The sequence below is a fragment of the Arcticibacter sp. MXS-1 genome (assembly GCF_041902385.1).
GTDB lineage: Bacteria > Bacteroidota > Bacteroidia > Sphingobacteriales > Sphingobacteriaceae > Arcticibacter.
In genome coordinates this window covers 550,822-577,315 of record NZ_CP169244.1, presented here as the reverse complement: position 1 = coordinate 577,315, position 26,494 = coordinate 550,822, and the positions used below count along the sequence as shown (strand labels likewise).

Below are 26,494 nucleotides of genomic sequence, written 5' to 3'. Positions count from 1 at the left end.
AAAGTTCGTATCTTAGGCGATTGTAAAAAAATGCGCATCAGGCAAAAATAACATTTTTAATGTGGCTGTGTTTGATGCTGTTAATTAATAACACGGTTAGATAATAGGATAAGGAATGAGTAAGATTATAGCATTGGCTAATCAAAAAGGCGGGGTAGGCAAAACAACATCTTCTATAAATCTGGCGGCTAGCTTAGCAGTGCTGGAATACCGGACCTTACTGGTAGATGCAGATCCGCAGGCCAATTCAACTTCAGGGATAGGGTTTGATCCGCGGACAATAAAGGAGAGTATTTACGAGTGTATCATTAATGACGTAGAGCCGAGGTCTGCTATCCAGAAGACCGACACTCCTAATCTGGACCTCTTGCCGGCTCATATTGACCTTGTAGGGGCTGAGATTGAAATGATCAATCTTACTGATCGTGAATACAAGATGAGGGCAGTGCTTGACAAGGTGCGCGACGACTACGATTTTATCATCATCGATTGTTCTCCGTCCCTCGGTCTGATCACCATCAATGCGTTAACAGCCGCCAATTCGGTGATCATCCCCGTTCAGTGTGAGTATTTTGCTCTTGAAGGATTGGGCAAGCTTTTGAATACGATCAAAATCGTTCAAAACCGCCTGAATACTGATCTCGAAATCGAGGGCATTCTGTTAACCATGTACGATGTGCGGCTCAGGTTATCCAATCAGGTGGTGGAAGAAGTGAAAACGCACTTCCAGGATCTGGTATTTGACACCATTATTCAAAGAAATACGCGTCTGAGTGAAGCGCCCAGCTTCGGCGTATCAGTGATTATGCACGACGCCAACTGTAAAGGTTCTATCAATTATCTGAACCTGGCAAGGGAGATTATTCGTAAGAATGGTTTAGTGAAAGAGAGCGGAAGTAATAAAGTAACGGTTAATTCATGACGCAAATTAGAAAAACAGGTTTAGGAAAAGGACTAAGTGCATTACTGAACGATTCAGACGCCGTACAGGCTCCGGCAAGGCACTCGGAACGTGACTCTCTATCGCCGGGGAATGTCAGCCATATTAAAGTCAGTGAGGTCGAAGTGAATCCCTTTCAGCCCCGTTCTGACTTTGATCAGGACGCGTTGAACGAGCTTTCTGAATCCATCAAACTACAGGGATTAATCCAGCCCATCACCGTCAGGAAAGCAGGCAACGTCTATCAGCTTATCTCTGGTGAGCGAAGACTGCGTGCCTCCAAGCTGGCAGGGCTAACGGAGGTGCCGGCCTATATCCGCACGGCAAACGACCAGCAGATGCTGGAAATGGCACTCATAGAGAACATTCAGCGCGAAAACCTAAACGCAATAGAAGTGGCGCTTAGTTTCCAGCGGATGATTGATGAGTGTAACCTGAAACAGGAAGAGTTGGGCGACCGGGTGAGCAAGAACCGCTCTACCGTAACCAACTACCTTCGCTTGCTGAAGCTGCCACCGGCCATTCAGGCCTCTATTCGCGATAACGAAATCACTATGGGGCATGCCAAGGCTATTTTAGGCCTTGATGATGTCGATAAACAATTATTTGTCCATAGAGAAGTTATAGATAAAGGGCTGTCGGTCCGCAAGGCTGAAGAACTGGTCCGTGAGATTCAGCAGGCCGGAAAGAAAAGGGAAAGACCTGCAAAGAACGAAGCCGTCTCCTTCCAGTTCCAGAAGATCCAGGATGATCTGGCGTCGAAGTTTGCTACCAAAGTGCGACTGAAAGTGCAGGGAAAAGGAAAGGGAGCGATCGAGATTCCTTTTGTATCGGAAGACGACCTCAGCCGCATACTCGAACTATTAGACTGGTAGATGAACGTTCTCAGGCTTTTTATTCTGATTGCAGCCCTTGCTCTTGCCCTGCCCGGCTTTTGCCAGACTGACTCTGCCTACGTGAAGGTGGACTCGGCAGTGGGTAATCCTGCATCGAGGAAGCCCAAGACCTTCACTAAGAAGGACACCACAATCGGCCCCTCAGTAAAAAGCACGAAAGGTAAGAACACCATAGTGAAGGACTCCGCCCGCCTGGCGCTCGAAGCATTGCCAGGCAAGGCTGCCTGGAGCTCTGCTATAATCCCCGGCTGGGGGCAGATCCGGAATCACCGCTGGTGGAAAGTCCCTTTTATATATGGCGGAATGGTAAGCGTGGCTCTGGCCTACGATTTTAACCGCCGGTATTATCGCGATATTTGGCACGAGCTTCGGTACCGGCGGTTACGCATAGAAAGGAATGAGCTTGACAAACCTGAGACCAACGATCCTGACTATGAACGGTATGGGGATCAAGAGCTGATTTCCGCTCAGAATTTTTATCGCAGGAATCGCGACCTCAGCGTTCTCGGATTCCTTGCAATTCACACCATTAATATTATTGACGCATACGTTGATGCCAAGTTTTTCAGATACGACATCAGTGATAAACTAGGTGTCAGTGTACGGCCGTCTTTGCTCGCCACTCCTCCAGCTTCATTTGCATCAGCAACGCCGGTTCCGGCATTAAAACTCACCATATCATTATGAAAATAGCCCTTTTAGGTTATGGAAAAATGGGTCGTACTATCGAAGGTTTTGCATTAGGGCGCGGCCACGAAATTGTACTGACCATAGATGAATCAAATACCGGCGAGCTTACGCCGGAGAACCTGCAGAAGGCTGACGTAGCAATTGATTTCAGTACGCCTGCGTCGGCTCTGGCCAACATCAGGACCTGTTTCGCTGCTGGTGTTCCTGTAATAGTTGGCACCACCGGCTGGTATGGACACCTCCAGGAAATTAAAGATGAGTGCGTGAATGGTAACAAATCACTTCTTTATGGCTCTAACTTTAGTATAGGAGTTAATTTGTTCTTTTACGTGAATAGGATGCTGGCAAGGGTCATGAACGGTTATCCGCAATACGATGTACAGGTGGAAGAGATTCATCACACTCAGAAGCTTGATTCGCCAAGCGGTACAGCGATTACGATCGCCGAGGGGATCGTGGGCGAAATAGAGCGGAAAAAGGAGTGGATCAATAACCTGGTAGGAACAGGGGAGGAAGTGATCAGCAAGCCCGATCAACTGCTCATCGAATCTCACCGTATTGAAGACGTTCCCGGAACCCATACAGTGATCTACAGTTCGGAAGTCGACGAGATTGAGTTAAAGCACACCGCTCACAGTCGTGCCGGTTTTGCTTTGGGTGCCGTGGTTGCCGCTGAATGGATCAGGGGCAAAAAGGGCTTCTATTCCGTGAAGGATATGTTTGATTTTAATATTTAAGTATAACAATGAGTCTGACAACATTTATTATAGTCGCCGTCCTCTATACGGTCCTGACTTACGCAGGGCTGTGGAAGCTCTTCGTTAAAGCAGGGCGCCAGGGATGGGAGGCTATTATTCCTCTTTACAATGTGTATGTGATGTTAAAGCTTACCGGAAGACCAATGTGGTGGCTGATCATCTTCCTCATTCCCGTCATTAACATCATCATCGGTATCGGCCTCATCATTGACTTTGTGAAGTGTTACCGCAAGTTTACATTCCTTGAGCATGCAGAAGCAGTGCTTTTGCCTTTCATCTTTTTCCCGCTTTGGGGATTAGATGAGCAGACAAAGTACTACGGCCTTTCTGCAAGCAGGGAGTTCCGTGAGAAATACCCCTTTAAAAAGACAGCAGGAAGGGAATGGGCGGACGCCATTATTTTTGCGGTTGTAGCAGCAACCCTCATCCGCAGTTTCCTTCTGGAGGCTTACACCATCCCTACCGGATCAATGGAAAAGTCCTTGCTGATAGGCGACTTCCTTTTCGTCAGCAAGGTAAACTACGGTCCCAGGGTTCCTATGACCCCCATCGCGTTTCCTTTTGCCCACCATACCATGCCGGTCATCGGAACAAAGGCATACTGGGATGCTATTGAGCTGGATTATCACAGACTGCCCGGTTTTGAGAAGATTGAGCGCCGTGATGTCGTGGTATTTAACTATCCGATGGAGGCTGATGCACCGTTCAATCGGCCGGTCGACAAGCGGGAGAACTATATTAAACGCTGTATCGCCATCCCGGGAGATACGATCCGCATAGTGGCTGCCAACGTGTATGTAAACGGTAAATTATCTGAAAAACCTGCCCACGGGCAGAAGTTTTATGATATCCGGACTGACGGTACTGATTTCAATCCCCAGGCTTTCGTTGACCTCGGCATCAATCTTGATCCCCAGGCGGCAGATGTAATGCGATTGAGTGAAGATGAATACCGCATTAACCTGACAGCTGAAAATGCCGCTACTATCAAGACCTGGTCCAATGTAAAGATGATCAGGCCGGTCATAGTCGATGGTAAATCTGGCGATCCGCAGATCTTTCCGCATAACACACGCTTTAAGTGGGATCAGGATAACTTCGGCCCGCTGATCATTCCTAAGCGGGGCTGGACAGTAAAGCTCGACAGTACTACTATTCCGCTTTACAAGCGTGCTATTGAAGTCTATGAAGGGAATAAGGTCGAAGGCGATGACAACCATCTCGTCATAAACGGCAAGCCCGCAGGGAGCTATACCTTTAAAATGGATTATTACTGGATGATGGGCGATAACCGCGATAATTCACTCGACTCACGCTTCTGGGGTTTTGTACCGGAAGATCACATTGTAGGGAAAGCGCTCTTCGTCTGGATGAGCTGGGATACCAACGGAAGCTTCCTCGGCAAGATCAGGTGGAACAGGCTCTTTATGGGCATTCACTAATAAGAGACTACCAAACAAAGCAAGAGAGGCTGAACCTGCTGGTTCAGCCTCTCTTGCTTTGCCGCTAAAGCGTCTGTTAAAGTCCCCAGACAGAACAAGGCTTCACCTCTCCACAAAAAAATAATACCGCTAAACAGCCTGTTACAGCCCCGATGGAAAGTCGAGGTCCAGTTTGATGGACAGCTCTTCCAGATCTCTCACCACTGCATCCGTTAGAGGGATGCCCGCTTCTTTTCTGATCTTTTCTGCTTCCAGTTCCGGTTCTCCCGGAATGATCACCTTCTGATCTTCATGGGTCGGCTTAGCTGCTTTGAACCGGCCGATCCACTGATCCATATGCTGTTTGAATTCTTCAACCGGACGGAATCCGTCCACCCGCATTGCGCCGAGGAAATGTCCTATTCCTTTTCCTGGCAGATCGGGCAGGGGATCAAGGAAGGCGACAAATGGAGGTACCCAGGGACCGTAATTAGCACCGGAGAGAACAGCTGTCAGGATGTCTACAGTAGCACTCAGTCCGAAGCCCTTGTGGCTTCCGTGTTCCCGGTCGCTGCCCAGAGGCAGAAGACTGCCACCGCTTTTAAGCGCGTGTGCGTCAGTAGAAGGGCCTCCGGTATTTGTCTGTACCCATCCCTCCGGAATCGATTTGTTTAACCGCTGTGCAATCTCCAGCTTGCCATTGGCAGCCGCTGCAGTAGCCATGTCGACCACCACTGGAGGATATTCTCCGGCAGGGAAGGCATAGCACATCGGGTTAGTACCCAGAAGACGCTCCGTAGTAAAAGTGGGCGCAACAAGAGGACTTGCATTTGTCATCGCAAAGCCGATCATATCCTTTTGTACTGCTTGCATGGCATGATAACCGGCAATTCCGAAATGATTGGAGTTGCGTACAGACACCCAGCCCGATCCATATTTTTCTGCCTTTTCAATGGCGAGCTTCATGGCAAAAGGAGCCACAACAAGACCTAAGCCACTATCGCCGTCAACGGTGGCTGTGGTGGCGGTTTCGTGAACCACGCTAATGTTGGGTCGTGGATTAATACGCTCTTTCTCCCAAAGACGTACATAGCCGCTCAGGCGGGCAACACCGTGCGAATCAATCCCGCGCAGGTCGGATGATATCAGCACATCCGCTGCTGTAGCTGCGTCGTCTTCTTCACAACCCATTGCAATAAACACGGATTCAGTGAATGTACGCAGCGACTCTTCCTGAAATAATAATGAACTCATATTTATTAAGGTTCGAGGACGGTAAACTTGAAGTCGAGTGGCTTGAAATGTCTGACAAGCTCCGAAATAAGTTCGTCGCCGTACTTCAGATAGAATAAGCCGAAGTTCTCTGACCTTTCCTGCAAGCCTCCGCCCGGGAAATATTTATTCCGAAGGTTCTCTATCTGCGACAGTGCCCCTTCGTGGTTTCGTTTTTCTGCCTTTATTAATTTCTTTTCGAGGTTGCCGAGCGCTTTTTCCAGTCGCGCCTTTACAGCCTCGGTGCTTGGGCCCAATGTAGGATCTATTTTGTAAGCTCTCAGCTTGATCTTCTCAAAAAGCGACTTGAACTCCTTCTGCTCGTCAGCAAGAGAAAGGGTTTGCTTAGAGTGCCGCAATACCCATTCTTTTTGAAGTTGTGCCGTCTCCTTAAAGAAGTCTTTCAGGCTGATCCTTAATCGGCATAGCTTGTTCCCGAACGTTTCATCGGTAATAAGCGCCGAGTTCCTCAGGATCAGGAGAGGGAAGTCGGTCTTATAATGATCGAAATTGGCTTTCAGCTGCAGCCAGTAGACCAGCTCAGCTCCTCCGCCAATATAGGCAAGATTAGGAAGGATCACCTCCTGATAAAGCGGTCTCATGATGACATTCGGGCTAAACCTTTCCGGATGCTGCCGTATCTCGTCCCGCAGCTCTGTCTCGGAGAAACGCAAGTCGCTGCCGAGAACCGTGTACACGCCGTTCTCTTCCACAATTCGTTCGCGCAGGCCTTCTTTCATGTAAAAGAAGTTGATCTCACGGGCATTCACCTGAGTAGCGTAGCCAAGTTCGTGTATCTTCTTACTTGTCTCCGTGATCAGGCGAAAACTGTTCCTGCTGGTGATATCTTCTTCAATAATGTCCGCAAACTGCTGCTTAAGGGCTGGCGAATCAGCATCTACGACCACCAGGCCGTACTCCCCAAACAGGTGGTGGACCAGATAACGAGTAGCCCCGGCAAGGGTTTTATGCTCCAGATAGGCCGACTCCATCAGCTGCCCCAGCTTCTCGGAGTTTTCTGAGAGGCCCAGCAGTTTCCGGTATTCCTTTACTGTACTGAAGATCGTTTCAGTGGGGAGTTTTCCTGTCGCTCCGGCAGCGTCAAAGTCCCACTTCAGCGGCTTACCATGAAGGCTCGTATGATTGATTTCGGCGAAGTCATGGTCCTCAGTAGCCATCCAGTAAACCGGAACAAAATTGTTGTCCGGGAATGCCTCTTTCAGCTGCCTGGCAAGATTAATGGCCGTTACTATCTTGTAGATGAAGTAAAGAGGGCCCGTGAAGATGTTGAGCTGGTGACCCGTCGTGATGGTATAAGTCTGCGGGTCTTTTAATAAGGCGATGTTCCTGCAAACGGGATCTTCGCTGCTCCAGCTTTCTGCAATCCCCGTATTCAGGTACTGATCTTTCAATACCTCCGAAAGGACATTGCGGTCCGGCGTCTGCCTTTTGCTGCGGATTCGTTCGTCGAATGCTTCAATGGAGGGATAGTCGAAAAGAAAGGGCCGTAGCTTTGGATCGCGGGACAGGTAACTGAGCGCCGTAGATGAAAAACTATTGGTTTCGCTGTAATCGATGTACGTTGCTTTCATCGCCTTGCGAAATTAGAGGAAAAAATAGAAATCCCCTGCTTCCTTCCTTTATTTTACAATCTGTCCATACAAGTCAAAGTCCTCCGCCCGCTCAATCTTTGCCTGAACGAACGATCCGACTGTGGCATAGTTGGTTGATGCGTGCAGCAGCACCTCGTTATCAACTTCCGGAGAGTCGTACTCGGTTCGGCCGACAAAGAAGTCGCCCTCCTTCTTATCAATCAGCACCTTAAACGTCTTTCCAACTTTCTCAATATTCTTTTCCAGGGAGATGCCCTGCTGAACCTCCATGATTTCCTCTACCCGCTGTTCTTTCACTTCCTGTGGTACGTCGTCTTCCAGCGTGTGCGCATGCGTCTTCTCCTCGTGCGAGTAGGTGAAGCAGCCAAGACGGTCGAAACGGCTATCTTCCACCCATTCTTTCATTTCCTCGAAGTCGCGCACCGTCTCACCGGGGTATCCGCAAATGAGCGTAGTACGAAGAGCTATTTCAGGAACGCGATCTCTGATGGCGCTAACCAGGTCAATGGTCTTCTGCTTGGTAATTCCCCGCCGCATCGACTTAAGCATGTTATCACTGATATGCTGCAAAGGCATGTCGAGGTATTTACAAATATTTTGACGCTCATTCATCACGTCAAGGATTTCCATAGGGAAGCCTGAAGGATAGGCGTACTGCAGGCGGATCCACTCGATGCCCTCCACGTCCGACAAATGCCTGAGCAGCTCGTCCAGATTTCTCTTTCCATAGAGGTCCAGTCCGTAGTAGGTGAGGTCCTGAGCAATCAGGATCAGCTCCCGCGTACCATTCCTGGCCAGATGGCTGGCTTCCTTCACCAGTTCCTCAATGGATTTGGATATGTGCTTGCCCCTCATGAGCGGAATAGCGCAGAATGAGCAGGGACGGTTACATCCTTCTGCGATTTTGAAATAGGCAAAGTGGGAGGGAGTAGTAAGCAGTCGTTCTCCTACCAGCTCGTACTTGTAGTTAGCGCCCAGCTCAGAAAGAATATTGGGAAGGTCATTCGTGCCGAAGTAGGCATCAATGTTCGGAATTTCAGCCTCAAGTTCCGGCTTGTAGCGCTCGGAGAGGCAGCCCGTCACAATTACTCTGCCCACCTTACCCTGTTCTTTCAGCTCACTGTATTGAAGAATAGTATCAATAGACTCCTGCTTGGCGTTGTCAATGAACCCGCAGGTATTGATCACAATAATATCGTCTTTACCCACCTGCTCGGCTTCATGTACTACACTGATCTGATTCCCCAGCAGCTGTCCCATCAGCACCTCAGAGTCATACACGTTCTTCGAGCAGCCGAGGGTGACTACATTTACCCGTGGTTTTTCCGTCTGAGCTTTTAAATGGGTTGGTTTTATCGCTTTTGTCTTCATTGTTTATTCGTATAATCTGCCGCTTCGGGGCTTTACTCACTTTTCAATATCAACTAATCCGGAGACCGCCTGTATACGGCAACTGCAACGAAATTGGTTCTCCCTGAATTGTACTCAATGAGGTGTTGGCTTTAACTTATTCTATGTAACAGCAGCAGCAGCAGGATATCCCGACGCTGCTGCGTATTGTATTGATTTGTGTTGACGGCTTCTCTCTTTTACTTAAAAAGGGAATTGACGAATTCCTGCCGGTCGAACAGCTGCAGATCGTTCATTCCTTCACCTACGCCAATGTACTTCACGGGGATCTTGAACTGATCGGATATGCCTATTACAACGCCTCCCTTTGCTGTTCCGTCCAGTTTGGTAAGAGCAAGGGCATTCACGTCAGTAGCCTGCGTAAACTGCTTGCATTGTTCGATAGCGTTCTGTCCGGTTGAAGCGTCGAGTACCAGCAGGATCTCGTGCGGAGCACCCGGAACCACTTTCTGCATCACATTCTTGATCTTGGTGAGCTCGTTCATCAGAGCCACCTTGTTGTGAAGTCGTCCTGCCGTGTCAATGATTGCCACGTCTTCGCCGTTGGCTACAGCCGACTGCAGCGTATCAAAGGCTACAGAAGCCGGATCCGACCCCATTGCCTGTGCAACAACTCTTACGTCAACGCGCTCTCCCCAAAGCTTTAGCTGATCCACAGCTGCCGCCCTGAAGGTGTCGGCAGCGCCAAGCACCACCTTGTTGCCAGCCTGTTTAAGCTTATAAGCGAGCTTTCCTATCGTCGTCGTTTTTCCGACGCCGTTGACGCCCACCACCATAATGACGTAAGGCTTGTGCTTACCATATTCGAAGTTTTCAAAATCATTGCTGTTGTTTTCAGCAAGAAGCTTCTGTATTTCTTCTTTCAGAAGCGAGTTGAGCTCGGAAGTTCCAAAGTACTTATCCTGCGCCACGCGCTCCTGGATCCGCTCAATGATCTTCAGTGTGGTTGTAACCCCCACATCGGAGGTGACCAGAATCTCCTCAAGCTCGTCAAGCACTTCGTCATCAACAGTCGACTTGCCCATCACGGCTTTCGTGATCTTTGAAAACAGGCCCGTTTTGGTCTTCTCCAGCCCCTTGTCTAAGGCTTCAATTTCCTCCTTCGGAGCTTCCTTCTTTTTGAAAAAATCGAATAATCCCATTCAGTCAGTTGTGTTTTTAAATCTAAGGATATTTTACTTTTCTTGTGAACGCGTATTTGTTCCTAAAGTCACAAAGAACATTCAAGCAACTTTCATCCCCCGTTCGAGAGCCGGGCTCATCGATGTCTCCTCTGAACGTTTGTCCGCTTTATTGAGACCAGGGATTTTTTACAGAGGCCGCAACAAGGCGCTTCGGTAAGTTTCAGCGGTTGCAGACAAACTCCCGTCTGCTGTCATTATTGTTCTGGCAGGTGCTTTATGAAGTTCTCTCCTTAAACGTCCTTCATACAAAAAAAGCCCTCCAGACATAAATCGGGACGGCTCTTTAAAATATTTTAAAGTAAATAGGATTACTGTGCGTTTTTGCTTGAAGCAATAGCGTCTTTAACGTGATCGTTATGTACAGTAACTTCTTTAAAAGCGTAAGCGCCGGTTTTTGCTGATCTCACCATGGTGATCACCTTTGAATATTCTTTACCTTTACCGGTCTTAAGGGTTGCAACTACTTTCTTAGCCATCTCTTTATGTTTTAAAAGGTATTAGCCTTAATTATTTGATCTCTTTGTGAACAGTTACCTTCTTAAGGAACGGATTGTATTTCTTTAGCTCCAAACGCTCAGTAGTGTTCTTTTTATTTTTAGTGGAGATATAACGAGACATCCCAGGTACACCGCTTTCTTTTTGCTCAGTGCATTCTAATATTACCTGAACTCTGTTACCTTTCTTAGCCATTTTCTCTTTCTTTTATTCGTTGATTAAATGTATCCTTTTTTAAGGAATTTATTAATTACAGCGCTGATGCCATTCTTATTGATGGTCTTAACAGCAGAGGTTGAAACCTTCAGCGTAATCCAGCGGCCTTCTTCTGGGATGTAAAATTTCTTTACTTTCAGGTTAGGATAAAATTTGCGCTTAGTCTTTACGTTTGAATTAGAAACGTTATGACCGTTCATTGGCATTTTTCCTGTTAAATCACAAATTCTCGACATGACTATATTGTGTATCTTTTTGTAAAAATCAGTCTCTTAAAGAGTTTGCAAATATCAGAAGAATAAATTAAAACCACAAGGATTTTGCGTTAATTTATTTAAAGACAATGGGCTCGGCTTCTTTACCTCTTTTCAATGAACACCCGGCCGGCGAGCCAACGTGCTTTTCAGAGCTTCAATAGCGCATCATTAAGTTATCGGGATATTATCTCGCCACCTCGCTCTCTGCAGAGCATGAACGTTTTTCAGCTTTTTTGCCGTCCTTCTGCGAAATATTTTTAATTTAAGGCCAACAATACATACTAATCAATTAACACCATGAATGATGTTGAAAATCCTGAAGGGGCAGCAGGAAAGAACAACTTATGGAGCGTCATTGGCGCTTCATCGATAGGGACGCTAATAGAATGGTACGATTTCTATATTTTCGGAAGTCTGGCTACCATTCTTTCATCCCAGTTTTTTCCGCATAACAACCCCACTGCTGCATTCTTATCAACCCTGGCAACTTTCGCTGCCGGATTTATCGTGCGCCCTTTCGGTGCGCTTGTCTTTGGCCGACTAGGCGATCTGGTAGGCCGGAAGTACACTTTTCTACTGACGCTGGTCCTGATGGGTGGTTCCACTTTCGCCATCGGGCTGATCCCCGGCTTTGACGAGATCGGCTATGCCGCCCCCGTGCTGGTCCTGCTGCTGCGACTGATCCAGGGCCTGGCTCTTGGAGGAGAGTATGGGGGAGCGGCCACCTACGTGGCAGAGCATGCACCTTCCTCCAGAAGAGGTTTTTATACCAGCTTTATTCAAACTACTGCCACGTTGGGACTGTTCCTGTCGCTCGGTGTAATTCTCCTCACCAGATACATCGTGGATGTTAACGCATTTGAGAAGTGGGCATGGAGAATCCCCTTTCTCCTGTCAGCTCTTCTGGTGGTAGTCTCCATCATCATCCGGATGCGGATGCATGAATCGCCGCTCTTCCAGAAGGTTAAGGCTGAAGGAAAGGTGGTGCGTAACCCGCTGAAGGAGTCGTTCGGGAAGCGCGAAAATCTAAAAATGGTGCTGCTTGCCCTTTTCGGCGCTACCGCCGGCCAGGGTGTGGTCTGGTATACGGGACAGTTCTATGCCATGTCTTTCATTCAGAAGACCATGCAGGTTGAGTTCGTTCAATCCAATTACATCATTGCCATCGGCCTGCTGATTGCCACCCCATTCTTCGTCGTCTTTGGTGCATGGTCAGACCGCATCGGCCGGAAGAACATTATGCTGGCCGGGATGTTATTAGGTATCGTTTTGTACAGGCCGATATACAAGGAAATGTACGGGCTGACTGATCTGAATCTGAAGAAGGAGGTAAAGGAGCAGGCCAACGTGAAGACCACTACCGAATTGAAGGGAGGATACTCTGAAACTGTGACCGTGAACAGCCGTTTCTTTACCGACGGGACATGCCTGCAGGAAACACGAAAGGAGCGCGAACAAACAACGCAGGCGGAGGCGCCGGCTGAGGTGCATACTGCAATTATTCTGCCCGCATCGAACTTCTGGATCCTGACCCTCCTGGTGGCGGTGCAGGTGCTGTTTGTAACGATGGTGTACGGGCCGATCGCCGCATTCCTGGTCGAGTTATTCCCTACCAATATCCGCTATACGTCGATGTCGCTGCCCTATCACATTGGCAATGGGGTGTTCGGAGGCTTAACTCCCTTTATTGCCACCAGCCTCACCTCGCGGCCCGGTGCCACGCCTTTTGACGGCTTGTGGTATCCCATCGCAGTTGCGGCAGCTTGTCTGGTGATTGGCTTGCTCTACATTAAAAATGGTCAGACTGCTGAATTTAAAAGTTAGACGATGAACACGCTTAAAAAGTATTTAGGAATAGTCTGGATCCTCGCGGGTCTTGCTCTGGGTCTTTTTCTTCTTTACAAGTCAGCAACAGTCCTGAGTGCTGCCGAGCCAAAGGCTGAAGACTTTGTCTTCTGGATCGTGATCCTGGTGATATTCGTTCCAATTGTGCTCGGCTTTGTCTTATTTGGTTATTACGCGTGGCGCGGCGAGTATTCGTAGGCGCAGGGCGTACGCAAAAATGCTTATCAGTTATATAGTATATAGTTCGAAAAAATGGGTATGAATTTAAAAGTTTCTTCATTTGACGAGTACAAGGAAGTATACAATTACAGCGTTGCCGAACCCGAGAAGTTCTGGGCCGACATCGCCGAGAACTTTTATTGGCGAAAGAAGTGGGATTCAGTGCTGCGCTGGGACTTTCGCAGTCCCGAGATCAGGTGGTTTGAAGGTGCAAAACTGAATATCACCGAGAACTGCCTCGATCGGCACCTGGAAAAGAATGGCGACACGCCCGCCATTATCTGGGAGTCTAACGACCCCGAAGAAGCCCATCGCGTCCTGACCTACTCGCAGCTGCACGATAAGGTCTGCCAGTTCTCCAACGTCCTCAAAAATAATGGCGTAGTGAAGGGCGACCGCGTTTGCATCTACCTGCCAATGGTGCCCGAGTTAGCCATCGCCGTACTGGCTTGCGCGCGGATCGGCGCCATTCACTCGGTGATATTCGGAGGCTTCTCTGCGCAGTCTATCGCCGACCGGATCAATGACGCTCAGTGCTCGGTGGTCATTACGGCTGATGGAGGCTTCCGCGGCGCTAAAGAAATTCCTCTTAAAGAAGTGATTGACGATGCCCTTGTTCAATGCCGGAGTGTGAACAAAGTGATCGTGCTGACCCGAAGCCGGACTCCCGTTTCAATGATCAAGGGGCGCGACGTATGGTGGGAGGATGAAATTAAGAAGGTGGAGACGCAGGGCAATCCTGAATGCCCGGCGGAAGAGATGGATGCCGAAGACGTCCTCTTTATTCTCTATACCTCAGGCTCGACGGGCAAGCCTAAAGGCGTGGTCCATACCTGCGGAGGTTATATGGTGTATACAGGCTACACGTTTGCCAATGTCTTTCAGTATGAGCCCGGGGAAATCTATTTCTGCACCGCCGATATAGGCTGGATCACCGGCCATAGTTATATCGTGTATGGTCCGCTCTCGCAGGGCGCCACGGCGCTCATGTTCGAAGGCGTTCCTACATGGCCCAATCCCGACCGCCTCTGGCAGATCACCGAAAAGTTTAAGGTGAATATTCTGTATACAGCGCCTACGGCGATACGGTCGCTCATGGGCTTTGGTGATGAGCCCCTGGAGGGAAAAGATCTCAGTTCGCTGAAGAAGCTCGGATCGGTAGGAGAGCCGATCAACGAAGAGGCATGGCACTGGTTTCATGACAAGGTGGGAAAGGGCAACTGCCCCATTGCCGATACCTGGTGGCAAACCGAAACGGGCGGATTAATGATTTCTCCTATTGCCGGCATAACACCCCTCAAACCCGGATATGCCAGTCTTCCGCTGCCTGGCATTCAGCCCTGTCTGGTTGACGAGAACGGAGCGGAAATCGAGGGCAACGGAGTGAATGGTAACCTCTGTATCAAGTTTCCCTGGCCCGGTATGCTGCGCACCACCTATGGCGACCACGAGCGATGCCGTCAGACCTATTTCTCGGCTTACCCCGACATGTACTTCACGGGCGATGGCTGCCTGCGCGACGAGGACGGCTACTATCGTATCACCGGCCGTGTTGACGATGTTCTCAATGTCTCCGGACACCGCATCGGTACCGCCGAAGTTGAAAACGCCATTAATATGCATGCCGACGTGGTTGAGAGCGCTGTTGTGGGGTATCCGCATTCCATCAAGGGACAAGGTATTTACGCCTATGTGATCCTCGGCGGCTCCCTGCATAACGAGGTGGAGCTGGTTCAGAAGGACATCCTGAAGACCGTCACCCGCATTATCGGTGCTATTGCCAAGCCGGATAAGATTCAGTTCGTCTCCGGTCTCCCCAAAACACGCTCGGGCAAGATCATGAGAAGGATCCTGAGGAAGATAGCAGAAGGCGACACGTCAAACCTGGGGGACACCAGCACGCTGCTGGATCCCGCTGTAGTTGAGGAGATCCGGTCAGGTGCGCTCGTTTAGTACGAGCGTCCTTCCTTCAAACAATCTTCGCTGCCGGGTGTTCCATAGATGACAGAAGAATTTAACTTAAACATCTGCAAAATGGACAAATTAGAATTAAAAGGAACATGGAATGAGCTCAAGGGCAAAGTAAAGCAGGCCTATGGTGATCTCACCGATGACGATTTAACGTATGAAGAAGGAAAAGAAGACGAACTGTACGGCCGTCTTCAGAATAAAACCGGCAAAACCCGCGATGAGGTCGTAGAATGGCTGAGAGGGTTATAAAATAAAAAAGCGGCTTTAGCCGCTTTTTTTATTTTATAACCTTTGCGCTCAATTTAATAAACCGGGCGCTGTCGGTCAGGAAGTAGTCATTCATGGAAACTTTCCCGTCAGCCGTCTTCATGTCAATTTCTCCATCCACTTTAATAAAGTCTCCCTCTTTTACTTTAGCAAGCGCTTCTTTTAGTTTAGCATCGCCACCCAGCGGCAGCACGAATCTTACATTGTAGCCGGTTGTATCTTTAGGAGCCGGAACCTTCAGGCCAAGTTCAGAGTCCGACATCTTTTCTACCCGGAAACTCCAGTCGGAAAAGCTCATGTTGTTAGCTACATACTTGCTCATATTGGTGATAATACGATTCTTTAGCTCTTGCTGATGCTCAAAGATCGTTACCGTGTCCTGCGCTCTCTTCAGCCGCATCACAAAGTCTGATTCTGATTTAGGTACTTGTCCCTTTTGATCGCAGGCGCACAGCATGAGCACTCCTGCCAGGAATAAAATTGGTAATCTTTTCATGTGATAATAAGTTTGTTGGAACAAATCAAATAAAAAGAATATTGAATATCAAGCGTTTAAACATGTACCAGAAAATGCAGAGGACGCTGCTGATAATCTGATTATTCTGTGCTAACTTTGCAGTATTCCGCAGGGGGGAGGAGTACACGGTGCTCTCTGCCATCAGAGGAGGAACGGGCCGAAGCTCAAATGCAGCCTTCTCGCTACCCGTCGGTGCTTAAGTACCATGAGCTCCCTCTTATGCCAACGATATACAAAACAACGCTTCAACTTCGCTTCAACTTATCTCCATATTCGTTGTGTGTGCGGAGTGAGTGCGGGTTGAGTCCGGGTTGACTGCGGTTTTTTCCTGGAATATACCGCACTCAACCCGGACTAATGCCGCATGCAACCGGGAGTGGAAGAGAAGCAGAAGCGGAAGAGAACCGGACCAAAAACGAAGGGGAATCGCTTTCTTTTTTCAGGACTATTTCACTACCTAATAAACCGGAAACGCTATAAAAAGGTTTAGCTGCCATTCGAAGAGTGGTTTGTACTCGCGAGGCAGGGGGAGGCGTAGTACTATACCTGCTGCCACATGTCCGATTAAGTACAGAAACAGCAACGCCTTATAGCTTGAGAGGATAATCCGCTTTAGCTATAAGGCGTTGGATGAGTAAGCAGGGAAGTGAGTTTCTAAAACACTTCCTCGCCGGACAGAGGCTAGTAGCCGAAGATCTGTTCTAAGCTAAGCTTTGTAAAATCGCCGTACTTTTTCAGGTCGTCTTCCTTTACCCGTTTCTCGGAAGCAACAATACAATAGGTATAAGGCTTGCTCTTCAGTTCTTTGTCGAAGAAGCTCCTGATATCGGCAAAGCCCATATTTCCCACTGAGTCGTATACGTTCTTCCTGATATCATAATTCAGGCCCCGGCGTTCGGCCGCAAGGTAGTTGAACAGGATGTCCTGGTCCGTGATCCTTTCTGTCTCGAGGGATTTCCTGATGTTGTCTTTGGCGACGTTAAAGACCTTATCACTTTCGGGAAGGTTGGTCAGGAGTTCGTTCATTGCACCCACCGCGTCATTTACCTTATCGGCCTGAGTGCCTACGTATGCCACCATGGTATAGTTGTCGTCTTTCTTCTGAGGCGCATTATAGAACGCGTAGGTGGAATAGGCCAGCGCTTTCGATTCGCGGATGGTCTGGAAGACGATCGTGCTCATACCTCCGCCGAAGTAGTTATTAAACAGCTCCACCGTTGGGGTTTGCTCAGGGTTGTACTTTTCGCTGTTTTTTACCCACTCGATCTCTGCCTGCACCATGTCGTAGTCGGCAAAAAGCACCTGGTTTTTGTCCTGTTTAGTACGTTCAAAACTTAACTGCTGAGGGGCGGGTTTGAACGAGGCTGGTGCTGCGTGCAACGGTTTTAGTTCGGCAGCAATCTGTTCTGCTGTTCTGGGACCATAGTACAGCACGGTATGTTCAAACTTACCCAGGTCATGCAGCAGGTCAACCAGCTGCTGAGCAGTTACTGCTTCGAGCTCTGCATCGGTGAGCACGTTGTTGAACGGATTCTTTGCGCCGAACTGTGCGTAGTTCACCAGGCCCTGCATGATCAGCGATTTATTGAGCTTTGCATTTTCACGGCTTTTCTTCATCCGTTCTTTGAGCCCCTTCAGCGCGGCTTCGTCCGCCTTGCAGTTGTTCAGAACCGATTCGTAGAGGCGGATCGTTTTGTCAAAGTTCTCCTGCAGTCCCGAGATACTCACGGTAGACACTTCATTGGAGGTGTTGACCCTGAAAGAAGCTGCCAGCTTGTAAAACTCCTTACTGATCTCTTCAGCAGTCATCTTATCGGTGCCCAGATACTGGATGTATTCTGCTGCCATGGGCAGTAACTTATTGTTCAGGCTGCCCATGTTATACCGGTAGTACAGGCCGAAGATGGAATTGTCTTTGTTCTTAACTGCCAGCACGTTTAGCGGACCTGACTTGGTGCGCTCTATGTCGCGGTTAAAATCGAGCCATGACGGATTTACCTTGTTCGACGGCATGGTTGCTATCGTCTTCAGGAAGGGCGACTGAGCGTCGCGGTTCACCTCTACTGGTGTAATAGGAGGTTTCTCAACTTTTAACACATTTTTGTCTTCACCCTGTCTTTTGTAAACGATCACGTAGTTGTCTTTAAGATACTTATTGGCAAAATCAACGATCTGCCTTTTGGTGATCTTAGACAGCTTGTCGGCTGTAGCCACGCGGGCACTCCAGTCAATGCCCGAAGTGAAGGCGTCCATCAGGTTACCGGCACGTGACGTGTAGTTCTGGTTTTCTTCAAGGGTGCTTTTCTTGAGGTTGTTGACGATTGAGGTGATGAGGGTTTCGTCAAACTCCCCTTTCTTCAACTTTTCAATTTCACCCAGCATGAGCGATTTAACATCGTCAAGCGACTGCCCCTTTATCGGGTTCCCCTGTAAAAGCAATACGCTGTAGTCTTTCAGGTTGTATGAAAATGCGCCTGCGCTCAGCATCTTCTGTTTTTTGGTGAGGTTGAGGTCGAAAAGACCGGCTTTGCCGTTCGTCAGGATTTCACCCACGAGATTCAGCATTTGCGCGTCAGGAGTGGCTGCTCCGGGAAAGCGGTAGCCAATCATAATATTTTCGGGGGTTGGTCCGAACACTTCTTTCGCCACAGGTGCGGGAATAGGCTTTTCGGGACTGAAGGTATAGGCAGGAATCGCTTTCGCCTTCATATAGGAAAAGCTCCGGTCGATCTTTCTGATCATCTCGTCAGGGTTGAAGTCGCCCGACATGATCACGCCCATATTGTTGGGAACATAATACGTATAGAAGTACTTCCGGATTTCTTTTAATGAAGGATTCTTCAAATGTTCAATCGTACCGATGGTGGTCTGTTTTCCGTAGTTGTTGTTAGGGAAGAGGGCCGCAAACATGGTTTCGAACACTTTTCTTGAGTCGTTATCAAGACCGCGGTTCTTTTCTTCATAAACTGCTTCGAGTTCGGTGTGGAAGATGCGGAATACCGGGTAACGGAACCGCTCGGCCTGTACTGACAGGTATTTGTCGACCGCACTGGCCGGAATATCTTCAGTATAGACAGTTTGTTCAAAAGAAGTGAACGCGTTAGTTCCCTGAGCTCCCATTGACGACATCATCTTGTCGTATTCATTGGCAATGGCGTATTTTGCTGCTTGCCCTGATACCTTGTCGATCTCTTTATAGATTTCCTTACGCTTTGCTTCGTCTTTCGTTGAATTGTATTGCTCATACAAAGCATCTATTTTATCAAGCAGCGGCTTCTCCTTGCTCCAGTCAAGCGATCCGTATTTATCTGTGCCCTTAAACATTAAATGTTCGAGGTAATGCGCTAATCCCGTGTGGGTAGCGGGGTCAGTCTTGCTTCCCGCCTTTACGGCGATATAGGTCTGGATGCGTGGCTGCTTGGGAGTGGGACTGAGCACGACCGTGAGCCCGTTCTTCAGGGTGTAAAACCTGGAATGGGTGGGGTCATTGCTGACGTACTTGTAGCTATACCCGCCGGAAGTGCCCTGCTTCCACAGATAGGATGTCTGTGCCTGGGCCGCTGTAACGGCCCCAAAAATAAAGGCGACGATCACTTTTAGTCTTGACATGATTGATGTGTTGAGTGATAAGTTGATTTGGATATTATTGTAAAAACTGTTGCTTATGAATGGGGGGCGTCTTCTCCCTTGCTGCTTACGGCGATCCGGTAAAGCACCAGTCCCATGATGACAAAGAAAATGAAGCCGAGAAGCTGATAGCCGCCTTCGCCGAGACTATTGGTGAGGGCGTGCTCTGCATTGAGCTTGCTCACCGGCACTGATGTGCTTTCAAAAGCCATCAGGAAGGCATAGATGACCCCCATCAGTGCTCCCCCGCTACAAGTCCGGTTGAGAAGAGGCTACCTTTACCCAGCTCTTCGTCCTCCATAATTCCCTTTTTCTTGTTGCGCATTTCAACAAGTCCTTTTATCGCACCTCCTGCAAAAATCGGAAGCGTAGTAGAAAGGGGAAGGTAGGCACCCACGGCGAAAGAAAGCGACTTGACGCCGCAAAGCTCCATGGTGATTGCCAGGAACACGCCCACGAGCACAAACTGCCAGTCGAGGTTGAACGAAAGGAGTCCTTTGATCAGCGTAGCCATCAGGGTACCCTGCGGCGCCGGATAGGCATCGGTTCCGATGGCATGGGTGATGCCCTGGGCCTGCATGGCAGCCGTCGGCCTGTCGAGAATAGAAAGGGTGAGGCCGATGATCACCGCGGAGACGATGGCACCGATAAAGAGTGCAAGCTGCTGATAACGGGGGTAGCGCCCACGATATAGCCGGTCTTCAGGTCCTGGGAAGTGGCGCCTGCATTGGCAGCAGCGATACAGATCATGCCGCCTACTACCAGGGCCATTGGTTCGAACAGTTTGCCCGTCCATCCTACAGAGATAAAGACCAGGCAGGTTCCCATCAGGGTGGCAATGGTCATTCCCGAGATCGGATTGGAGCTGGAGCCGATGATCCCCACGATGCGGCTGGAAACGGTGACGAAGAAGAACCCGAATATGACCACAAGCACGCCGATAAGGAGCTTGTTGATGATCGAGTCGCCGGGGATCTGAGGCAGGATCGCCATCAGGGCAATAAGGGCGATGCTTCCGAAAATTACAACCTTGAACGAGAGGTCGTCTTCAGTACGCTTTGCTACCTGCGTTTCACCGGTATTTTTGATGGAGCCAAGGCTTGATTTGAATGATGAGATAATGGTCGGAATCGTCTTGATCAGGGTAATAAATCCGCCCGCGGCAACAGCGCCTGCACCTATCTGGCGGATGTATGCCCGGTAGATAGCAGTGGCATAGTCGCCGAACGTATGTGTTGCGGGGTTCCAGTCGCCCGAGCCGCCCGCGGTAGCAAGATCTTTTAAGTATCCGAGTTTGATCAGCTGGAGGGCCGTCGTTTCCTGTGGAACAATAGATGCCAGCAGGGGGATTAAGCCCAGCCAGGCGAGAACGCCACCTGCTACCAGTACCCCGGCGATCTTTGGTCCGATGATATAGCCGACGCCCATGTATTCAGGGGTAATTTCTCCGTTCACTGTTGCTGACGGGAAGTATCGGTTGGATTGCTTGGTGACCCATGCGGGGCTTTCTGCAATGAGGTGAAAAACTTTCTGAAGGATGGCGTACAAAAAAGCGAATCCGAGTCCCAGGTAGGCCGTTTTGGCAAAGTCGCCCCCTTTTTCACCTGCAATGAGGACGGAGGCACAGGCCGTTCCTTCCGGGTAGGGCAGGGTGCCGTGTTCTTCTACGATGAGAGAGCGGCGGAGAGGAACCATCATTAATGTTCCCAGGATCCCGCCCAGTGCAGCCAGAATGAAGATCGGCCAGTAAGAGAAGAAGCCTTCGCCCTGACTGCCCGCAGAAAGGAATAAAAACCCGGGAAGCGTAAATACAACCCCTGCGGCGATAGACTCGCCGGCAGAGCCGGTTGTTTGTATGATGTTGTTCTCCAGAATGGTGGTCTTAAAGAACTTTCTGCCTATTGAAATGGCGAGAACGGCTACAGGAATAGATGCTGAGACGGTTAAACCCGCTTTTAATGCGAGATAAACGGTTGCAGCACCGAAGATAATGCCAAAAAGGGCACCAAGTAGGATCGATTTTACCGTAAACTCGGCTACTCTTTCTCCTGCAGCTACGTAAGGTTTGAATTCTTTTTCGGGTTTAATTTCTGCCATGTTGTCTTTTATCGAATAATATAGAAACAAGTATCGAATTTTTAGCAGCAAGATGCAAATTCGAGCAGAGATACCGGGCACTTAGAGCGAAATCCCATATCATGCTACAAGATACGGGAAAAAAGCGGAGTGTCAAGTGGGTTGCGGGTTGTTGGTTGTGGGTTGTGTGTGGAGTGTTGCGGGCTGCGCGTTGTGGCACTGTGTGTGCCGTGTTGTGGGTTGCGGCATTTGGTTGAGTGTTGTGGTTGCGACCCGCAGCCTCCAGCTCCTAACCGGCACCCCGCAACTCACAATTGTGGGTAACAACGCACAACTACGACTTACAACACGGAATCATAACTCACAACTAACAATCGGCAACCCCCAAACCCACAACCTGCAACTCCTAATTAGCAACTCAGAACTCGTAACTCACAACCCTCAACACACACCCGCACGCCGGCCCGGATTGTCACTGGCGTTTCAGATTTGGCATCAAATGGTGAACGGCTCAGTTTTAGTTCTTAACATTGAGGATTCTAAGAGAGAAACATGTCAAAATTTATCACTACTCCACTGGGACGGTTCAGAGCGGTTGCGCTGCTGGAGGGCGCTTCGTACTTGTTGCTGGCATTCACCATGGTGCTTAAGTATAAATACGAAATGCCCTTTCCCAACAAGGTCGTTGGAATGATACACGGATTGCTCTTTGTGACCTATGTCGTGCTTTTGATCCAGGTAGCTATTGAATTTCGGTGGAAAGCCGGGAAGGTGACTCTTGCATTTCTTGCATCTCTGGTACCGTTCGGTACTTTTTACGCCGATAAGAAGATCTACTAGCTGATGGCCAGGTCTGGCAGAGACCCAGGGGAGCAGTTTGAAGCGTTCAGCTTTACCGGGGGAGTATCTCCGGAGGTCCGGCATGTAAGACCGGGCAGAGATTAAAACTGAACGCGAGGGTTCCGGATGGAAGCCGCAACTCGCTTAAGTTGTCATTAAGCAGTAGCTTCGGTGCGACTGGGAGGGGGAACTCGCTTGAGCTGTCATGCCATTGTGAACGGTGTGTTGCGGTCAAAGCCGACAGTCGCTTGCATCTTGCGACTGCTTTTGTAGCTTTGCATCAATGAAAAAGAACAAGGCCGTTTTTCTCGATCGGGATGGAGTGTTAAATAAAGAATTGGGCGACTATGTCTGTCATCTTGACGACTTCGTAGTCCTTGAGCATAATTTGAAGCCTCTTAAAGAGCTGCAGGATCGCGGGTACCTGCTGGTAATCATTACCAACCAGGGCGGAGTGGCCAAGGGCTGGTATAGCGAGGAAACGCTGGCAGCGATGCATCAGCGTCTTCTGGATACCTACGCGGCTCATGGCATCCACATCAGCGATGTGTATTACTGCCGCCATCATCCTGATTACAATGGCAAGTGTCTTTGCCGTAAGCCAGGTTCCCTGATGCTGGAAAAAGCGATCGCCCGTTTTAACGTAGACGCGTCTCAGTCCTATTTCATCGGAGACAATCAGCGTGATATGATGGCTGGAGAAGGCGCCGGGGTAACAGGCATCCTCATTAAATCAGATCAGCCGATCGGCGAAGTGCTGCACCTGATTGCTTAAGTTGGATCGCGTGGGATTCATCCGCGGGTAGTAGTTCAGAGGTTTTTCTCCAGCACTATCTCGCTGTGTATCCTCAGAAACAGATGTAAACTTTCCAATAATACCCTCAGCCCTGCAAGGAAACTTGAAGCTGGAATGGGACTTTCAATTCTCTGGAAATACCTGGAAAGCTGTAACGATACTTCGAAACTTGCAAGGGTGTTCTAAAGCGTCAGCGCAACTCTGAAGCTGCAAGGAAAGGGTGTTCAATTTCGAGTTTGGTTTGAAAATAAACGGCCGCCCCAAGCAAAGCTGAGGCGGCCGTTTATTTTATAAGTGCAGATCCTTTGTTAACAGCACGTTCTGTTGCTTTTATAAATCTGCGCGCTGTCAGCCAAATACTAGTCAACCCCTGCTTCCGTCATTTTATTCTTATTCAGGAACACGAATTGCCGGTCGAAGACATCCAGTACAATGTGGCTGTCCTTGTCTATTTTGCCGGCAAGTATTTCCTTCGAAAGCTCGTTCAGGATCCTCTTCTGGATAACACGCTTTAGCGGACGGGCTCCGAACTGCGGATCGTATCCAAGCTGCGCCAGCCAGTCGAGTGCCTCTTCAGATGCTTCTATGGTAACGCCCATTTCTGCAAGGGTCTGCTGTACCTGCTGGAACTGAAGGGCTACGATATCCCTCAGCTCGTTCCTGTTGAGCGGAGTGAACATGATCAGCTCATCTATCCTGTTCAGAAACTCAGGGCGGATCGTCTGTTTCAGCAGTTCGAACAACTGGTTTTTGGTTCTGGCAACAACCGATTCCCGATTATCGTCATCAAGCCCCGCGAAGTTTTCCTGAATGAGGTGCGATCCGATATTGGAGGTCATGATGATGATCGTATTCTTAAAGTTGACCACCCGGCCTTTGTTGTCAGTCAGCCTCCCGTCGTCAAGTACCTGCAACAGGATATTAAAGACATCAGGATGTGCTTTTTCGATTTCATCAAGCAAGATGACGCTATAAGGCTTGCGCCGTACTGCTTCGGTAAGCTGTCCTCCTTCATCATAGCCCACATATCCCGGAGGCGCACCAATCAGGCGTGACACTGCATGGCGTTCCTGATATTCGCTCATATCAATGCGGACCATCGAGGCTTCATCATTGAACAGGAATTCGGCGAGTGCCTTGGCCAGCTCTGTTTTACCCACACCGGTTGTTCCAAGGAATATAAAAGATCCGATTGGCTTGCGCTTATCCTGCAGGCCTGCACGGGAGCGGCGTATGGCGTCTGAAATGGCTTCTATCGCTTCTTCCTGACCTGCCACCCGCTTATGGAGTTCTTCTTCCAGGTGAAGCAGCTTTTCGCGTTCACTCTGGATCATTTTGGTGACAGGGATGCCTGTCCAGCGCGACACGACGCCGGCAATGTCTTCAGAAGTGACTTCTTCCTTAAGCATGCGGCTGCCTGTCTGTTTGGCCTCCAGATCCTTTTTCAGCGTTTCAACCTTGTCCTGCGACTCCTTGATCTTTCCGTAGCGAAGTTCGGCCACCCGTCCGTAGTCGCCTGCACGCTCAGCCTGCTCTGCTTCAAGCTTGTAGCTTTCGATCTGTGCTACTTCATGGTTGATGGCATCCACCAGATCTTTTTCTGCCTGCCAGCTTGCTCTCAGAGAATCGCGCTCGGAAGAAAGGTTTGCGATCTCTTCGCTCAGCTCCTGTACTTTCTTTTCGTCGTTTTCTCTCTTGATCGCTTCCCGCTCGATCTCCAGCTGCATGATCCGCCTTTCTATTTCGTCTACAGCTTCAGGCACCGAGTCCATTTCAAGCCGCAGCTTGGAGGCTGCTTCGTCCATCAGGTCGATCGCCTTATCCGGAAGGAACCGGTCAGAGATATAGCGCTGTGAGAGCTCAACAGCTGCGATAATTGCTTCGTCCTTAATCCTCACCTTATGATGGGTTTCGTACCGCTCCTTGAGCCCTCTGAGGATGGAGATGGCGTCCTGCGTATCCGGTTCTTCTACCATTACCTTCTGAAAGCGGCGCTCAAGAGCCTTGTCTTTTTCAAGATACTTTTGATACTCGTTCAGAGTCGTTGCTCCGATGGCCCTTAATTCTCCTCTTGCCAGAGCAGGCTTCAGGATGTTTGCGGCGTCCATTGCTCCCTCACCGCCACCACCGGCACCAACCAGTGTGTGGATTTCATCAATGAAGAGAACAATCTCTCCGTCGCTCTGAGTAACCTCTTTCACCACGGCCTTCAGTCGTTCCTCAAACTCTCCTTTATATTTAGCCCCTGCTATGAGGGCTCCCATGTCGAGTGAGTATACGGTTTTGCTTTTCAGGTTTTCAGGAACGTCTCCTTTGATGATCCTGAATGCGATGCCTTCCGCTATGGCTGTCTTACCTACTCCTGGCTCCCCAATTAATATCGGGTTATTTTTCGTCCTCCGCGACAAGATCTGGATGACTCTTCTGATCTCGTCATCACGACCGATCACCGGATCCAGCTTGCCTGATTCAGCATACTCGTTGAGGTTGCGGGCGTACTTGTTCAGCGCATTATAGGTTGCTTCGGCATTCTGATCTGTTACTTTGTTATTTCCCCTGAGTTCGGTGATGGCCTTCTTGAGGTCTTTCTCGGTAACACCTGCGTCTTTCAGTATAGCACTGACCTTGTCGCCGGCGTTAAGGATACCGAGTAAGATGTGCTCCACAGAGACAAACTCGTCTTTGAACTCTTTCAGATAGTTCTGTGCCTTCACGAGCGCGTTATTGGCATCAGAGGAAAGATAGATATCGCTTCCGCTAACCTTGGGATAGCTCTGGATCTGTGCATCCAGAACGGTATTAAGCCGGTTAACGTTCACATTCAGTTTCTTTAAAAGATAATTGACAACGTTCTCATCAACCAACAGCAGACCTTTCAGCAGGTGTGCATTTTCTATAGCTTGCTGCTGGTTTCCCATCGCAATTTCAGAGGCTTTCTGTACGGCCTCCTGTGCCTTGATTGTAAAGTTGTTAAAGTTCATAGTACTTTCTTACAGTCAAAACCTTCGCCAATATGCTTTAGTTGTTGATTGCCTGAAATATTGTCTTATGTTCTTGTTTTTCAGTGACTAAAAGTCGCGTGTTATTGGCGTGTATCGTCCTTTTTGGCAGGTTTGATCCTCCGCGATGAGGCTGGACGGGAACAGAAGTAGTGAATGGTACTATGCCTTGTTCACTTGAATAT

22 protein-coding genes and 1 pseudogene are annotated in these 26,494 nt (G+C 49.1%); 11 read left to right on the top strand and 12 right to left on the bottom strand.

The annotated features are described in order from the left end of the window. Positions 1 to 115 precede the first annotated feature (115 nt). From ACES2C_RS02340 to lepB, 5 genes are read left to right on the top strand one after another with little or no spacing between them, the layout of a single operon-like run. A complete protein-coding gene (locus tag ACES2C_RS02340; protein ID WP_374165416.1) occupies positions 116 to 922 on the top strand; it encodes a ParA family protein in 807 nt (268 codons plus the stop codon). Continuing rightward, positions 919 to 1,815, top strand: coding sequence for a ParB/RepB/Spo0J family partition protein (locus ACES2C_RS02335; protein WP_374165415.1), 897 nt, complete (start codon positions 919 to 921; stop codon positions 1,813 to 1,815). Before ACES2C_RS02340 ends, ACES2C_RS02335 begins: the two co-directional genes overlap by 4 nt. Then, the gene (locus ACES2C_RS02330) at positions 1,816 to 2,523 is read left to right on the top strand and encodes a DUF5683 domain-containing protein (RefSeq protein ID WP_374165414.1); all 708 of its coding nucleotides are present in this window, start codon (positions 1,816 to 1,818) and stop codon (positions 2,521 to 2,523) included. Further along, positions 2,520 to 3,263, top strand: a complete 744-nt coding sequence (gene dapB, locus ACES2C_RS02325) for a 4-hydroxy-tetrahydrodipicolinate reductase (protein WP_374165413.1) — start codon at positions 2,520 to 2,522, stop codon at positions 3,261 to 3,263. The genes ACES2C_RS02330 and dapB overlap by 4 nt, the downstream gene beginning before the upstream one ends. 8 nt (positions 3,264 to 3,271) lie before the next feature. Next, complete coding sequence (gene lepB, locus ACES2C_RS02320) at positions 3,272 to 4,726, top strand: signal peptidase I (protein WP_374165412.1); 1,455 nt, start codon at positions 3,272 to 3,274, stop codon at positions 4,724 to 4,726. A gap of 141 nt (positions 4,727 to 4,867) precedes the next feature. Here lepB and ACES2C_RS02315 read toward each other — a convergent pair whose 3' ends face one another. From ACES2C_RS02315 to rpmB, 7 genes are all read right to left on the bottom strand, one after another. Then, complete coding sequence (locus tag ACES2C_RS02315) at positions 4,868 to 5,959, bottom strand: Ldh family oxidoreductase (protein WP_374165411.1); 1,092 nt, start codon at positions 5,957 to 5,959, stop codon at positions 4,868 to 4,870. 5 nt (positions 5,960 to 5,964) lie between these two features. After that, complete coding sequence (bshC, locus tag ACES2C_RS02310; RefSeq protein ID WP_374165410.1) at positions 5,965 to 7,569, bottom strand: bacillithiol biosynthesis cysteine-adding enzyme BshC; 1,605 nt, start codon at positions 7,567 to 7,569, stop codon at positions 5,965 to 5,967. A gap of 48 nt (positions 7,570 to 7,617) precedes the next feature. Further along, positions 7,618 to 8,961, bottom strand: coding sequence for a 30S ribosomal protein S12 methylthiotransferase RimO (rimO, locus tag ACES2C_RS02305; RefSeq protein ID WP_374165409.1), 1,344 nt, complete (start codon positions 8,959 to 8,961; stop codon positions 7,618 to 7,620). 218 nt (positions 8,962 to 9,179) lie between these two features. Then, positions 9,180 to 10,142 (bottom strand): signal recognition particle-docking protein FtsY, encoded by a 963-nt coding sequence (ftsY, locus tag ACES2C_RS02300; RefSeq protein WP_374165408.1) that lies wholly within the window; start codon positions 10,140 to 10,142, stop codon positions 9,180 to 9,182. 350 nt (positions 10,143 to 10,492) lie between these two features. Then, a complete protein-coding gene (locus ACES2C_RS02295) occupies positions 10,493 to 10,660 on the bottom strand; it encodes a DUF4295 domain-containing protein (RefSeq protein WP_374165407.1) in 168 nt (55 codons plus the stop codon). A 31-nt stretch (positions 10,661 to 10,691) separates the two neighbouring features. After that, the gene (gene rpmG, locus ACES2C_RS02290; protein WP_374165406.1) at positions 10,692 to 10,874 is read right to left on the bottom strand and encodes a 50S ribosomal protein L33; all 183 of its coding nucleotides are present in this window, start codon (positions 10,872 to 10,874) and stop codon (positions 10,692 to 10,694) included. A 23-nt stretch (positions 10,875 to 10,897) separates the two neighbouring features. Next, the gene (rpmB, locus tag ACES2C_RS02285) at positions 10,898 to 11,131 is read right to left on the bottom strand and encodes a 50S ribosomal protein L28 (RefSeq protein ID WP_374165405.1); all 234 of its coding nucleotides are present in this window, start codon (positions 11,129 to 11,131) and stop codon (positions 10,898 to 10,900) included. A 318-nt stretch (positions 11,132 to 11,449) separates the two neighbouring features. On the opposite strand from rpmB, the gene ACES2C_RS02280 reads away from it, so the two are divergent. The 4 genes from ACES2C_RS02280 to ACES2C_RS02265 all read left to right on the top strand — a co-directional run bounded on the left by ACES2C_RS02280 (position 11,450) and on the right by ACES2C_RS02265 (position 15,436). Further along, positions 11,450 to 12,976 (top strand): MFS transporter, encoded by a 1,527-nt coding sequence (locus tag ACES2C_RS02280; RefSeq protein ID WP_374165404.1) that lies wholly within the window; start codon positions 11,450 to 11,452, stop codon positions 12,974 to 12,976. 3 nt (positions 12,977 to 12,979) lie between these two features. After that, entirely contained in the window at positions 12,980 to 13,195 is a 216-nt protein-coding gene (locus ACES2C_RS02275; RefSeq protein WP_374165403.1) for a DUF6814 family protein, read from the top strand. Positions 13,196 to 13,255: 60 nt separating this feature from the next. After that, positions 13,256 to 15,169, top strand: a complete 1,914-nt coding sequence (gene acs, locus ACES2C_RS02270) for an acetate--CoA ligase (protein ID WP_374165402.1) — start codon at positions 13,256 to 13,258, stop codon at positions 15,167 to 15,169. An 81-nt stretch (positions 15,170 to 15,250) separates the two neighbouring features. Next, complete coding sequence (locus ACES2C_RS02265; protein WP_374165401.1) at positions 15,251 to 15,436, top strand: CsbD family protein; 186 nt, start codon at positions 15,251 to 15,253, stop codon at positions 15,434 to 15,436. Positions 15,437 to 15,464: 28 nt separating this feature from the next. Here the strand turns inward: ACES2C_RS02265 and ACES2C_RS02260 are convergent, their stop codons facing one another. The 4 genes and pseudogenes from ACES2C_RS02260 to ACES2C_RS02245 all read right to left on the bottom strand — a co-directional run bounded on the left by ACES2C_RS02260 (position 15,465) and on the right by ACES2C_RS02245 (position 21,695). After that, positions 15,465 to 15,950 carry a hypothetical protein gene (locus ACES2C_RS02260; protein WP_374165400.1) on the bottom strand — a complete coding sequence of 162 codons (486 nt, stop codon included), beginning with the start codon at positions 15,948 to 15,950 and terminating at the stop codon, positions 15,465 to 15,467. A 702-nt stretch (positions 15,951 to 16,652) separates the two neighbouring features. Next, on the bottom strand, positions 16,653 to 19,580 hold the full coding sequence (locus tag ACES2C_RS02255; RefSeq protein WP_374165399.1) for an insulinase family protein: 2,928 nt from the start codon (positions 19,578 to 19,580) through the stop codon (positions 16,653 to 16,655). A gap of 53 nt (positions 19,581 to 19,633) precedes the next feature. Further along, positions 19,634 to 19,834 (bottom strand): hypothetical protein, encoded by a 201-nt coding sequence (locus ACES2C_RS02250; RefSeq protein WP_374165398.1) that lies wholly within the window; start codon positions 19,832 to 19,834, stop codon positions 19,634 to 19,636. Then, positions 19,834 to 21,695 (bottom strand): annotated as a pseudogene (locus tag ACES2C_RS02245) (OPT family oligopeptide transporter). Before ACES2C_RS02245 ends, ACES2C_RS02250 begins: the two are co-directional and overlap by 1 nt. 531 nt (positions 21,696 to 22,226) lie before the next feature. On the opposite strand from ACES2C_RS02245, the gene ACES2C_RS02240 reads away from it, so the two are divergent. Continuing rightward, positions 22,227 to 22,514 (top strand): DUF3817 domain-containing protein, encoded by a 288-nt coding sequence (locus ACES2C_RS02240; RefSeq protein ID WP_374165397.1) that lies wholly within the window; start codon positions 22,227 to 22,229, stop codon positions 22,512 to 22,514. Between the two features lie 283 nt (positions 22,515 to 22,797). Further along, positions 22,798 to 23,289 (top strand): D-glycero-alpha-D-manno-heptose-1,7-bisphosphate 7-phosphatase, encoded by a 492-nt coding sequence (locus ACES2C_RS02235; RefSeq protein ID WP_374165396.1) that lies wholly within the window; start codon positions 22,798 to 22,800, stop codon positions 23,287 to 23,289. Between the two features lie 380 nt (positions 23,290 to 23,669). Here ACES2C_RS02235 and clpB read toward each other — a convergent pair whose 3' ends face one another. Beyond that, on the bottom strand, positions 23,670 to 26,291 hold the full coding sequence (gene clpB / locus ACES2C_RS02230; protein WP_374165395.1) for an ATP-dependent chaperone ClpB: 2,622 nt from the start codon (positions 26,289 to 26,291) through the stop codon (positions 23,670 to 23,672). Between the last annotated feature and the right edge of the window lie 203 nt (positions 26,292 to 26,494).